At 69.4% G+C, this 11,629-nt stretch carries 11 protein-coding genes, 1 pseudogene and 1 riboswitch; of the genes and pseudogenes, 3 read left to right on the forward strand and 9 right to left on the reverse strand.

What is annotated here, in order from left to right:
* Positions 1-2: 2 nt before the first annotated feature.
* The 5 genes from ACFYX0_RS34195 to ACFYX0_RS34215 form a co-directional block, all read right to left on the reverse strand.
* Positions 3-1,676 (reverse strand): ABC transporter permease, encoded by a 1,674-nt coding sequence (locus tag ACFYX0_RS34195; RefSeq protein WP_388976269.1) that lies wholly within the window; start codon positions 1,674-1,676, stop codon positions 3-5.
* Positions 1,652-2,689: a thiamine ABC transporter substrate binding subunit gene (locus ACFYX0_RS34200; protein ID WP_388976305.1), complete on the reverse strand. Its 1,038-nt coding sequence runs from the start codon at positions 2,687-2,689 to the stop codon at positions 1,652-1,654. Before ACFYX0_RS34200 ends, ACFYX0_RS34195 begins: the two co-directional genes overlap by 25 nt.
* A 127-nt stretch (positions 2,690-2,816) precedes the next feature.
* Positions 2,817-2,922: riboswitch (TPP riboswitch) on the reverse strand.
* A gap of 65 nt (positions 2,923-2,987) precedes the next feature.
* The gene (gene rlmN, locus ACFYX0_RS34205) at positions 2,988-4,094 is read right to left on the reverse strand and encodes a 23S rRNA (adenine(2503)-C(2))-methyltransferase RlmN (protein ID WP_388976272.1); all 1,107 of its coding nucleotides are present in this window, start codon (positions 4,092-4,094) and stop codon (positions 2,988-2,990) included.
* Between the two features lie 143 nt (positions 4,095-4,237).
* A complete protein-coding gene (locus ACFYX0_RS34210) occupies positions 4,238-4,375 on the reverse strand; it encodes a hypothetical protein (RefSeq protein WP_388976275.1) in 138 nt (45 codons plus the stop codon).
* Between the two features lie 197 nt (positions 4,376-4,572).
* Complete coding sequence (locus tag ACFYX0_RS34215; RefSeq protein WP_388976278.1) at positions 4,573-5,436, reverse strand: SDR family NAD(P)-dependent oxidoreductase; 864 nt, start codon at positions 5,434-5,436, stop codon at positions 4,573-4,575.
* A 278-nt stretch (positions 5,437-5,714) separates the two neighbouring features.
* Here ACFYX0_RS34215 and ACFYX0_RS34220 point away from each other — a divergent pair, with 278 nt between their 5' ends.
* A complete protein-coding gene (locus ACFYX0_RS34220; RefSeq protein WP_388976280.1) occupies positions 5,715-6,608 on the forward strand; it encodes a helix-turn-helix domain-containing protein in 894 nt (297 codons plus the stop codon).
* A 529-nt stretch (positions 6,609-7,137) separates the two neighbouring features.
* Here ACFYX0_RS34220 and ACFYX0_RS34225 read toward each other — a convergent pair.
* The 3 genes from ACFYX0_RS34225 to ACFYX0_RS34235 all read right to left on the reverse strand — a co-directional run bounded on the left by ACFYX0_RS34225 (position 7,138) and on the right by ACFYX0_RS34235 (position 10,026).
* Positions 7,138-8,082 carry an NADP-dependent oxidoreductase gene (locus tag ACFYX0_RS34225; protein ID WP_388976283.1) on the reverse strand — a complete coding sequence of 315 codons (945 nt, stop codon included), beginning with the start codon at positions 8,080-8,082 and terminating at the stop codon, positions 7,138-7,140.
* Positions 8,083-8,135: 53 nt separating this feature from the next.
* The gene (locus ACFYX0_RS34230; protein ID WP_388976285.1) at positions 8,136-8,471 is read right to left on the reverse strand and encodes a DUF5995 family protein; all 336 of its coding nucleotides are present in this window, start codon (positions 8,469-8,471) and stop codon (positions 8,136-8,138) included.
* 136 nt (positions 8,472-8,607) lie between these two features.
* Complete coding sequence (locus ACFYX0_RS34235; protein ID WP_388976288.1) at positions 8,608-10,026, reverse strand: MFS transporter; 1,419 nt, start codon at positions 10,024-10,026, stop codon at positions 8,608-8,610.
* Positions 10,027-10,285: 259 nt separating this feature from the next.
* Between ACFYX0_RS34235 and ACFYX0_RS34240 the strand changes: the two genes are divergently transcribed.
* Both ACFYX0_RS34240 and ACFYX0_RS34245 read left to right on the forward strand, forming a co-directional pair.
* Positions 10,286-10,870: a TetR/AcrR family transcriptional regulator gene (locus tag ACFYX0_RS34240; RefSeq protein WP_388976291.1), complete on the forward strand. Its 585-nt coding sequence runs from the start codon at positions 10,286-10,288 to the stop codon at positions 10,868-10,870.
* The gene (locus ACFYX0_RS34245) at positions 10,867-11,334 is read left to right on the forward strand and encodes a universal stress protein (protein ID WP_388976293.1); all 468 of its coding nucleotides are present in this window, start codon (positions 10,867-10,869) and stop codon (positions 11,332-11,334) included. Before ACFYX0_RS34240 ends, ACFYX0_RS34245 begins: the two co-directional genes overlap by 4 nt.
* A gap of 17 nt (positions 11,335-11,351) precedes the next feature.
* On the opposite strand, the pseudogene ACFYX0_RS34250 reads toward ACFYX0_RS34245, so the two are convergent.
* Positions 11,352-11,629, reverse strand: a pseudogene (locus ACFYX0_RS34250) (IS5/IS1182 family transposase); the annotation flags it as partial.

Below are 11,629 nucleotides of genomic sequence, written 5' to 3' on the forward strand. Positions count from 1 at the left end.
CGTCAGAACTCCCCCGTCCGATCGGTCCGCAACCGCTCCAGGACCAGCAGCGCCACCGCGCACACCACCATCAGGATCGTCGAAAGGGCCATCGCCTGGCCGTAGTTGAGGTCGCCGGGCCGAGCGAGCAGCCGCGCCACCGCGACGGGCAGCGTGGGGTTGCCGGGCCGGGCGATGAACACGGTCGCCCCGAACTCCCCCAGTGACACCGCGAACGCGAACCCGGCCGCGATCAGCAGCGCCCGCCGCACGATCGGCAGGTCGACCTCCCGCCACACCCGCCACGGCGACGCCCCGAGCACGGCCGCCGCCTCCCGCAGCCGCTCGTCCACGGCCCGCAGCACGGGCAGCATGGTCCGTACCACGAAGGGGGCGCCCACCAGAGCCTGCGCGAGCGGCACCAGGATCCAGGAACCGCGCAGGTCCAGCGGCGGCCGGTCGAGGGAGATCAGGAACCCGAAGCCGACGGTCACGGCGGACACGCCCAGCGGCAGCATCAGCAGCGCGTCGAAGCCCCGCACCAGACGGCCGGCGTCCCGGCGGGTGAGGGCCGCGGCGGCGAGCGAGCCGATCAGCACGGCGATGAGCGTGGCGGCGGCGGCGTACGCGAGCGAGTTGCCGATCGCGTTGACCGGCGCGACGAGGAAGGTCCCGCCGTCCGCGTGCGTCAGGGCCGCGTAGTACGCGAACCCGGGCGCCTCGAGCGACCGGGCGACGAGCACGGCGAGCGGCAGGACGAGCAGGACGGCGACGGTGGCGAGGACCGAGACGAGCAGCGCCCACTGGCCGGCACCACGCGGTCTGCGCGCCGTGCGGGACGCGTCGACCAGCCGGAGCGCGCTCTCCCGGCGGCGCACGGTCCAGGCGTGCACCACGAGGATCGCGCCCACCGCCAGGAACTGCACGATCGTCAGCACGGCCGCTGTGGACAGGTCGAAGAGCTCGGAGGTCTGCCGGTAGATCTCCACCTCCAGGGTGGAGAAGGTGGGGCCGCCCAGGATCTGCACCACACCGAACGAGGTGAAGGTGAACAGGAAGACCATGAGGCCGGCGGCGGCCACCGCCGGACCCAGGGCGGGCAGCGTCACTGTCCGCCAGGCGGCGGCGCGGGAGGCGCCGAGCACCCGCGCGGCCTCCTCCTGGCGCGGGTCGAGCTGCGCCCACAGGCCGCCGACCGTGCGCACGACGACCGCGTAGTTGAAGAAGACATGCGCGAGCAGGATGGCCCACACGGTGGTGTCGAGCCGCACGCCCCACAGGTCGTCGAGGAGTCCGCCGCGGCCGACGAGCGCCAGGAAGGCCGTGCCGACGACCACCGTGGGCAGCACGAACGGGACGGTGACGACCGCGCGCAGCAGCTGCTTGCCGGGGAACTCCAGCCGGGCGAAGACATAGGCGCCGGGCAGCGCCACCAGCAGGGTGAGCGCGGTGGACACGAGCGCCTGCCAGGTGGTGAACCACAGCACATGCCGGATGTCCGGCTGTGCGAGCACGTCCGCCAGGCGCCCGAGGCGCCACACCCCGTCGACGCGCAGACCGCGCGCGACGATGGCGGCGACGGGGTAGGCGAAGAAGACCGCGAAGAACACGACGGGCAGCGCCATCAGCCCGAGGCGCGCCGCACCGCCCCGGTTCGCCCGCTTCCTCGGGGCTACTTCAGTACGAGCGACGTCCACGACCTGACCCACTGGTCACGGTTGGCGGCGATCTTCGTCGGCGCCATGGTCTCGGGGTTCTTGGCCGCGGGCCCGTACTCGGTGAACTCGGCGGGCACCCGCGCGCCCTGCACGACCGGGTAGACGTACATGTTGAGCGGCATGTCCTCCTGGAACCTCCTGCTGATCAGGAAGTCGAGGAACGCCTCGGCGCCTTTGGGGTTGTGAGCGTTGCTCAGCAGCCCCGCGAACTCGATCTGGCGGAAGCAGGTGCCGGTCGCGACGCCGGTCGGCGCGGTCGTGGGCCGCGGCTTGGCGTAGACGACCTCGGCGGGCGGGGAGGAGGCGTACGACACGACGAGCGGCCGGTCGCCGCCCGACTTCCTGCCACCGGCCGAACCGGAGAACTCCTGGTCGTAGGCCTGCTCCCAGCCGTCGACCACCTTCACGCCGTTGTTCTTGAGCTTGTTCCAGTACTCCTGCCAGCCCTTGTCGCCGTACTGTGCGGCGGTGCCGAGCAGGAAGCCGAGGCCCGGCGAGGAGGTGGCGGCGTTCTCGGTGACGAGGAGGTTCTTGTAGGCGGGCTTGACGAGGTCGTCGAAGGAGGCCGGCGGGGCGAGCTTGTGGTCGGCGAAGTACTTCTTGTCGTAGTTGACGCAGATGTCGCCGTAGTCGATCGGGGTGACCCGGTGCTTGTCCCCGTCCAGCTGGTACTGCGCGCCGACCTGGTCGAGTCCCTTGGCCTTGTAGGGCTGGAAGAGCCCGTTGTCGAGGGCCCGGGACAGCAGCGTGTTGTCGACGCCGAAGAAGGCGTCGCCCTGCGGGTTGTCCTTGGTGAGGATCGCCTTGTTGACGGCTTGGCCCGCGTCGCCGTCCGGGAGGACCTTGACGTGGTAGCCGGACTCCTTCTCGAACGCCGCGATGACGCTCTTGGAGGCGGCCCATGAGTCGTGGCTGACGAGGGTCACGGTCTTGGGATCGCCGCCGCTCCCTGCGGTGGAGCCGGACGATCCGCACGCGGACAGCGTGACCATGCCCAGCCCGACGGCGACGGCCGCGAACTGCTTGCCGGTGATGCCCACTGATTTCCTCCTGGAGGTGACCAGGAAGAGACGCGGCCCTGCCCGGGAACCCCGAAAAGTCCCGGGCAGGGCGCAACAGCTCGAGTGAAGACCGAACTCCCTACCCAGAATGACCTGGGCGAGGTTCAGAGGGTCTGCGGGCTCTCCCGCACTCTCAGCGCTGTGGCGCTCCCCTGTCGGAATATGCAGATATGAACAGCCATGAACAGCTATGACTGATTACGGACTACGAGATAGGACGGCCATCAGACTACCGCTCGATGGCCGCCAGCTGACCACACGCTCCGTCGATCTCCTGGCCCCGGGTGTCCCGGATGGTCGCCGGCACTCCATGGGCTGCGATCGCCTCGACGAACGCCTTCTCGTCCTCGGGCCGCGACGCGGTCCACTTGGAGCCGGGCGTCGGGTTGAGCGGGATCAGATTGACGTGCACGGGCCTGCCCTTGAGCAGCCGGCCGAGCCGGTCACCGCGCCACGCCTGGTCGTTGATGTCCCGGATCAGGGCGTACTCGATGGACAGCCGGCGCCCGGACCTCTCGGCGTACTCGAACCCGGCGTCGAGGACCTCGCGTACCTTCCACCGCGTGTTGACGGGCACGAGGGTGTCACGCAGCTCGTCGTCCGGTGCGTGCAGCGAGATCGCGAGACGGCACTTGAAGCCCTCGTCGGCGAAGCGGTGGATGGCCGGCACCAGGCCCACGGTCGACACGGTGATCCCGCGCTGCGACAGCCCGAGCCCGTCCGGCGCGGGGTCGGTGAGGGCGCGGATGGCGCCGACGACGCGCTTGTAGTTGGCGAGGGGCTCGCCCATGCCCATGAAGACGATGTTGGACAGCCGCGCCGGGCCACCGGGGATCTCACCGTCGCGCAGCGCCCGCATGCCGTCCACGATCTGGTGCACGATCTCCGCGGTGGACAGGTTGCGGTCGAGGCCGGCCTGACCGGTGGCGCAGAACGGGCAGTTCATACCGCAGCCGGCCTGGGAGCTGATGCACATGGTGACCCGGTCTGGGTAGCGCATCAGCACGGACTCCACGAGCGTCCCGTCGAAGAGCCGCCACAACGTCTTGCGGGTGGTCTCCTGGTCGGTCGACAGATGCCGTACGACGGTCATCAGCTCCGGGAGCAGTGCCTCCTGGAGCCTGCCGCGAGAGGTGGCGGGGATGTCGGTCCACTGCTCCGGGTCGTGCGAGTACCGCGCGAAGTAGTGCTGCGAGAGCTGCTTGGCGCGGAACGGCTTCTCGCCGATCGCGGCGACCGCCTCCTTGCGCTCGGCGGGCGTGAGATCGGCAAGATGCCGCGGCGGGGTCTTGGCTCCGCGCGGCGCGACGAAAGTGAGTTCTCCGGGCTTAGGCATGGCCTTACCAGTGTCGCAGATCCAATCGGGTGACCTGCGGCTCTCACAAGCTACGGCTGTCGTTAGTAGTCGTCACCGGTCGCCGCTGAGCGGCCTCGGACGGCCCAGAGACGGCCCAGGAACGATCACTCGTCGGCTGCCTGTCACTCATCGAGCCGAACCCTGACCTGGTGCTTGTGGGCGTGCCCGAAGACCTCACCACCGACGAAGGTCCCGAGGACTGGGAGGTCCATCCCCGGCGGGATGGTCGTGATCTCCGTCAGCGCTATGGCGTTCGGCACGCCATCCATGCGTATGAGGACCCCGAAGGGCTGGCGACCTGTGGCCTCTCCGGTGATCGCGAGTCCTCACAGAGAGTGCCGCGACGTTTGCCGTCCAGTACCCCCGCACCACGTCGGCGGCCGGCGGTCAACGGTGCTCATACGGTCGGTGGCAGGGAGTCCCATTCGAACATCATGATCCGAACTTGGAGGAGCCCCTATTTGCTGAGCCATCGTGCGCCGTTGCTGTCGACCTGGTCGTGGTCGGTGGAGACGCTCAGGTGCTGCCACCTCTCGTCTTCCTCCAGGCGTCGGGCCCACGCGGCGCGTCCGTAGGTGTAGGCGTCGGTGCCCAGCAGCAGGCGCAGCGGAGGTTCGTCGAGGTCGGCGACAGTGAGTACGACCTGGGCGACCTTGGCGGGGTCGCCGTTCGCTTCCTGGGCGAAGTTGCGCATCGCCTCTGCTCCGGCGCCCACGGTGGCCTGATAGGGCTCGCTGACCGGCGGGATGTGCATGGATGATCCTGCCCAGTCGGTGCGCATCCCACCGGGTTCCAGGACGGTGACCTTGATGCCCAAAGGTGCGACTTCGGTGGCCAGAACCTCCGAGAAGCCGCCGACAGCCCACTTCGCGGACTGGTAAGCGGTCATGCCGGGGCTGCCGATGCGGCCGCCGAGGGAGGAGATCTGGATGATGTGGCCTCCGCCTTGGCGGCGCAGAAGGGGCAGGGCGGCTCGGCTGAGGTACACGGTGCCGTAGAAGTTGGTGTCGATCTGGCGGCGGAAGGCCTCCAGGGTGGTGTCCTCCAAGGCGGCGCGGTCGCCCTGGCCTGCGTTGTTGACCACGACGTCCAGACGCCCGAAGGCGTCGACGGTCTCCGCGACGACGCGCTCGGCGGCGTCCGGATCGGTCACGTCCAGGTGGGCGGTGCGGATCTGGTCACCGTGTTCTGCGGCCAGGTCATCCAGCGTGCGGGGGTCGCGGGCGGTGGCCATCACCCGGTGTCCGGCGGCCAGCGCCGCGGTGACGATTTCGCGGCCGAGGCCGCGGGAGGAACCGGTGACGAGGAATACCTTCGGCATGGGACTCATTTCGTACGGTGCGGGCTGCCGGACAGCCCAAGAGATTGGGAACTGGATCGAGCGGTGGAGCGGATGGGACGGCGCCGGTACCCGAGCGGGGCGGGGGAATCAGGCCGCCCGTGACAGAACGACGCCCCGGACTGCCATCTCCGGTAGTGGCTGTCGGTGTCGAGCCGCTCATCCATTACAGAGCAGCACGCGAACCACAGGGAGTCCCGGTCGTTTGGTGCCCTGGCAGGGCCCCTGACGTCGGCCACGAGCGACGTACCATGGCGAACATGGACAACCGGCAGGAGATCAGTGAATTCCTCCGCTCGCGCCGCGCGAAGATCTCTCCCGAGCAGGCAGGGTTCAGCAGAGCCGGGAACCGCCGTGTGTCCGGCTTGCGCCGCGAAGAGGTTGCGGTCATCGCCGGCGTGAGCGTCGAATACTACAAACGCATCGAGCGCGGAGCGCTCGCCGGCGTCTCAGCCGAGGTGCTCGGCGCCATCGCCGAGGCGCTGCACCTCAACGAAGCAGAAGCCGCGCACCTATTCGATCTCGCGCGCGCAGCGCATGGGACGCGGACGACGAGTCAGCGCAGCTCGGTGCAGCGCGTGCGGCCCGGCATCCGACGCATGCTCGACTCGATCGTCGGGTCACCTGCCTCGGTCCTCAACGAGCAGATGGATCTGCTGGCTGCAAACGACCTTGGCCGCGCGTTCTACAGCGAAATCCTCGACAGCGACATAGCGCGCGGCAACAATGCCAGGTTCGCTTTTCTCGACCCTCGCGCGCGCGATTTCTACCCCCATTGGGGGAAGAGTGCCGATCAGATCACTGCTGTCCTGCGGAGGCACGTCGGCCGCAATCCCGGCGACCGTGGCTTGTCGAACCTCGTCGGTGAACTGGCGGCCCAGAGCAGCGAATTCAGCAAACGATGGGCCGCGTACAACGTCAAGTACCACCACACGGGCCGCAAGCGCATCAACCACCCCACCGCCGGAGAGCTCGAACTCGACTACGAGGCGATCGAGCTGCCGTTCGACCCAGGGCTGACAATCTTGACCTACTTCGCCGAGCCTGAGTCGCCGACTGCCGAGCGTCTCGCACTGCTGGCAAGCTGGGCGGCGACATCCGACCGGGAGAGCATCGAGCGAGCGGCGAAGGCGGCCGCGCACGAGGATGGATGAGCGAGGACCCCGCACCAGATCTGGTACTTCAGCCGGGCTTCTGCATAAGGGGGCTGAACCGGAACTACATCAACTTCTGACCGCCGGTAGAGCGACGACGGTCGCCTCTCAGTACCGCCGAACCGCCGGCGCCTTGCTGCCCGTGGGCCACAGATCACGACTACCCAGAGCCGTGAGACGCATCAGACGGCCAAGCGCTTAGAAGATGCGGGCACGCCTCCGAGACATGGCCCGGCAGCTCCGTGCCACTTCCGCCACAATCTGGGGCACAGCTGTGGCACGGCGACACCCGCTTTAGGAGTGAGGTGGGGAGGATGCGCCGTGAGCTGCGGCTTCCGGGCCACGGGCGATCGCTTCGAGTTGCCCGCCACTCGCCGCTGTTCCCCGTGGTTCCCCGCTCGATCTGGCACGGTTGTGGCACGTTAGCCCTTCGTCTCGAACTACTGGGGGACGGTCACCGAGGCCTGCTCCGCTCTGTGGCACTGGTGGCCGCCCACTCGGGATCCGCGACGGCGGCTGCCGGTCGGCGTCAGTCACCGAAGATGAGCACGAGCCGGCCCCGCGTGCCGCCGAGCGCCAGCCGCCGGTGTGCCTCGGCAGCCTGGGCCGCCGGGTACGTCCCGGCCACGCGCAGCGTCAACTTGCCCTCCTCGACGAGCTCGCGCAGCTGGTCCAACTTCGCGCGTTCGCGCACGTAGTGGCTCACCCGCACGGAGTGGTAGGTCACGCCTTTCACCGGTTCGCCCTCGTAGTACCGCACGGACACCATTCGCCCGCCTGGGCGGATCGCGGCGATCACCTTCTCGTTCAGTACGGCCCCGTCGGCCAGGCCGTCCACTCCCCCGGGCACTGCCTCGAGGAAGCGGTCGGCGACGTCGTCACCGCGCGGCACCACCGTGTCCGCACCGAGTTCCTCGACCAACGCCCGGTCTTTCTCTGCGGCGTCGGCGATCACCCGCAGCCCCTCCGCCTTGGCCAGCTGGACGACATAACCGCCGTAGGTGCCGGCCGCTCCGGTGACACCGATCGTCTGCCCCGGTTTCAGCTCCAGCTTGTCCAGGGTCATGCGCGCGGTGAGGCCGTTCATCGGCAGAGTCGACGCGGCGACGTCGTCCACCCCGGCGGGCACCCGGACCACCGATTCGGCCGGCAGCGCGACCTGCTCGGAGTAGGCTCCGAGCGAGCCCCGCGGCGTCAGGATCCCCATGACGTGGTCACCCACCGACAGGTCGGTGGCGGTATCCGGACCGATCTCCTCCAGCACGCCTGCCAACTCCATGCCGGGGACGTAAGGCCGGTCCTCCGCACGCATCTGCTCGGCGAGGATGCCGGCACGCCGCACCGTGTCGGTGGGGCTGACGGCGGCGGCACGTACCCGGATCCGCACCTCCCCCGGACCGGCAACCGGGTCGGGCAGCTCGACCTCGTGCAGCACTTCCGGGCCGCCGAACTCGGTGTGGCCGATCGCCTTCATGCTCTCTTCCGATCAGTGGCTCCTACGACACGCCTTCGCTGACTGATGCGGGCTCATCGGCCGGACGAGCGAGCCCTTGAGCGGCCCGTGTGCGCACGGACGCCCCCCGCCGGCGTCGGCCCCTTGCGGATCGGCATGCCTCGGCAGGCAGCCAACACCGCACTGGACGCATTCCGCGATCCCTTTGCGATCTCGGAGTCCGAGGCGGGGTCCCGGAAGAAGGAGACCGCCAGCTGGCCCTGGATCTCCTCGGTGACCGCCAGGTACATCCGGTTGAAGACCACGGCACCGTCACCAGGCGGCCAGCCGACGCCCAGCGCCCGCATCAGGTCGACCACCCCGTCCATCGCGGGCACCACGACCGTCCCGCCGGCCTCCTCGACCACCATTGCGCGCCTCCCGTGACCGGCTCTGCGCACCCCGCCGACCTGGGCTTCCACGATGCCGATCCCATGGCTCGGCCGCATCCCCCGAACGAGCGAATCTGGTGTTCGGGGGATGCGGCCGGCCGGTGGTCCGCAGATGTCAGCGTCCGGCCGACTGCGGCACTCGCTCCGCTGCGGTGGGCTGCCGTGCCACGCGGCGGGCCGGGACGAGTAGCGCGACGAGCGTGGCCGCCAGGCAGGCACCGGTCAGCAGGGCGAAACCGTGGGTGTAGCCGGAGCCGTACGGCAGGCCGGAGGGCTGCAGCCGACCGGTCACCAGGCTGCTCATCACCGCGGCTCCGATGGCACCGCCGATGGTGCGGATGTTGGCGTTCATGCCGGTGGCCGCACCGGTCTGCGCCGGGGGGACGCTTTGCACCACGAGGGTGGGCATCGCGGCCCAGGCCAGGCCGGTCCCGAGGCCGAAGATCCCCGCGGCCACCGAGGCCTGCCACGACTGGTCGTGCCACGCCGTGAGCACGGCGAGGCCCAGCGCACCCAGCCCGGCGGCGATGACCAGCAGCACCTTGGCTCCCAGCAGCGGCTCCAGACGCGCGCTGACCAGACCGGAGAAGAACATGGCCACCAGCATGGGCAGCATCAGCAGTCCGGCGCCGGTCACGCTCGCCCCGAAGCCGTACCCGGCAGTGGACGGAGTGGTGGCGAACGCGGGAAGGAAGGACCACAACCCGTACATCCCCGCGCCGAAGAGCAGCGCCGCGGTGTTGGTCCTCCAGACCGCGGGCAGTCGCATGACGCGCAGATCGATCACGGGGCTGGCGGAGCGGCTCTCGACCAGGGCCCACAGGGCGAGCAGGACCACCGCCAGGGCCAGCAGACCCAGCACCCGGGCGGAGCCCCAGCCCCAGGAGGACGCCTGGCTCACCGGCAGCAGCAGCGCGACCAGCCAGCCCGCCAGCAGCAGCGCGGACGCCCAGTCGACGCGGCCGGAGCCGCGGTTGGGGGACTCGGGTATGTAGCGGTGGGCCAGCAGCGCGGTGAGCGCCACCACGCCCGCGGGCAGCCAGAACAGCCACTGGTACTGCAGCGCCCCCACAATCGGCCCGGCGAGCACGATGCCCAGGCCGCCGCTGGCCGCGATGACCGCGGAGAGGTTGCTGATGCTGGAACTGACCCGGTCCTCCGGGAACACGTCGCGGATGATCCCGAACGACAGCGGGAGGATCCCGCCGCCGATGCCCTGGACGACCCGGGCCACGATCATCGTGTGGATGTCCGGGGCCACGGCCGCCAGCAGCAATCCCGCGGTCAGAACGAGCAGCACGGCGACCAGGGTGCGCTTCTTGCCGAACAGGTCGCCGATGCGCCCGAGGATGGGAGTGAAGATCGAGGCGGAGAGCAGATTGGCCGTCATCACCCAGACGGCAGTGGACTGGGAGGTGTGCAGGGAGTGCTGGATGGTGGGCAGCGCCGGAGCGACCAGCGACTGCATCATCAAGACCACACCGGCGCCGGTTGCCAGCACCCCGAAGGTGAGGCGGTTCGAGTTCTGGTTCATGGGGTCTTTCTGGAGACGGAACGGGACACGACGGGACAGGTGGGATAGAGGCGCGGGAGGGTCCGGCAGCACGGCGGAGCCTGATGCTGGGGCGCACTGCGGGACCCGAAGGATGGGGAGACGGCCGGCACTGTGCGGCCGGTCACAAACGACAGCTCGACTGCTAAAGTGGAGGCCTTCCTCCAAATGGAGGCCTTCCTCCAGAACAGTAATGGAGGCTTACCTCCAGTTCAACCCAGCGCCCCCGAAGGAGGCAGTGGTGACCGACCGGGCCACTCTGAGCGAGATCGTTGCAGTGCAGCGCCCCCGCCGTGCCGACGCGCGGCGCAACCTCGACGCCCTGCTCGCCGCCGCCCGCGACGCCTTCGCGAGCAAGGGCGTCGACACCTCCCTCGAGGACATCGCCCGGCAGGCGGGTGTGGGCATCGGCACGCTGTACCGCAACTTCCCCACCCGCCGGCACCTCTTCGAGACGGTCTACGCCGAGGAGGTCGACAGCCTGTGCCGACTGGCCGAGGAGCTCTGCGACGTACCGGCCTGGGGAGCGCTCACCTCGTGGCTGCGCCGCATCGTCGACTCCACGGTCACCATACGAGCCGTCCGGGAAGCCCTGAGCGACGAGTCGGAGGTCTTCGTCACCTGCCGCCGCTCCCTACTCGACGCGGGTGAACCGCTGCTCCGCCGTGCCCAGACCGCCGGTCAGGCCCGCCCCGACATCACCTTCGACGACCTGCTGCGCATGGTCTCCGGTATCGCCGGCGCCGCCTTCACCGACACCGCCCAGCGCGACCGAGTCCTGACCGTCGCCCTCGACGGTGTACGCACCGACGGCGCCGGGCAATGACCGACGTGGAACAGCACTCGCACCACTTCGAGCGAGGAACGGACGGGCCCAAGGTCATCGTCGTCGGGGTCGACGGCTCCGACTCCTCGCTCCGTGCGGGGTACTACGCCGGCGGTCTCGCCCGACGACAGCGCGCGCTGCTCGCCATCGTGTACGTGCAGCCCGTGATGGCGACGAGGGCGGCGCTCGGGGTGCCGGTGGCCGAGACGACAAACGAGATCGCGGAGGACTTGGTCAAGTTCATCCGCGAGGCCGCCGAGCACGTCAAGGGGACATTCAAGATTCGCTGGGAGTTCCACACCTTCCGCGGCGACCCCTACAACGGTCTGGTCCAGGCGGCCGACGAGCTGAAGGCGGACGCGGTCGTGGTGGGCGCCTCCGAGCAGGCCGGCCACCGCATCATCGGGTCGGTCGCAATCCGGCTCGTGAAGGCAGGGCGCTGGCCGGTGACGGTCGTACCTTAGACCGACCGGCAAATGGATCACTTGAGGCGTCGGGTGGTGGGGCGACCATCCCAGCGGTAGCGGCTTGTCGAGCGTCGGATGAGCATGCGGAGCGTGACGAATGCGGCGGCGAGGTAGAGGTAGAAGTCCACGGCGCTGCCGTCCTTCTCGGTGCAGCGCCGCAGCTTGCCGTAGCCGTTCATCCACGAGTGCGAACGCTCGACCACCCACCGTTTGCCGGCCTGGATCGGTGCGGGCACGCCCTTTCGGGCGATCTCGCCGGTGAAACCGAACTCGTCGAGCAGGGCACGGGTCT

This window comes from Streptomyces sp. NPDC002573 (assembly GCF_042889625.1).
Lineage (GTDB): Bacteria > Actinomycetota > Actinomycetes > Streptomycetales > Streptomycetaceae > Streptomyces > Streptomyces gibsoniae.

Bases quoted from the DNA above. Each gene is read 5' to 3' on its own strand.
- ACFYX0_RS34220 (WP_388976280.1), top strand. From the start codon at position 5,715: ATGGACAACCGGCAGGAGATCAGTGAATTCCTCCGCTCGCGCCGCGCG.
- ACFYX0_RS34225 (WP_388976283.1), bottom strand. From the start codon at position 8,082: ATGAAGGCGATCGGCCACACCGAGTTCGGCGGCCCGGAAGTGCTGCAC.
- ACFYX0_RS34245 (WP_388976293.1), top strand. From the start codon at position 10,867: ATGACCGACGTGGAACAGCACTCGCACCACTTCGAGCGAGGAACGGAC.
- ACFYX0_RS34230 (WP_388976285.1), bottom strand. From the start codon at position 8,471: ATGGTGGTCGAGGAGGCCGGCGGGACGGTCGTGGTGCCCGCGATGGAC.
- ACFYX0_RS34215 (WP_388976278.1), bottom strand. From the start codon at position 5,436: ATGCCGAAGGTATTCCTCGTCACCGGTTCCTCCCGCGGCCTCGGCCGC.
- ACFYX0_RS34200 (WP_388976305.1), bottom strand. From the start codon at position 2,689: ATGGTCACGCTGTCCGCGTGCGGATCGTCCGGCTCCACCGCAGGGAGC.
- rlmN (WP_388976272.1), bottom strand. From the start codon at position 4,094: ATGCCTAAGCCCGGAGAACTCACTTTCGTCGCGCCGCGCGGAGCCAAG.
- ACFYX0_RS34235 (WP_388976288.1), bottom strand. From the start codon at position 10,026: ATGAACCAGAACTCGAACCGCCTCACCTTCGGGGTGCTGGCAACCGGC.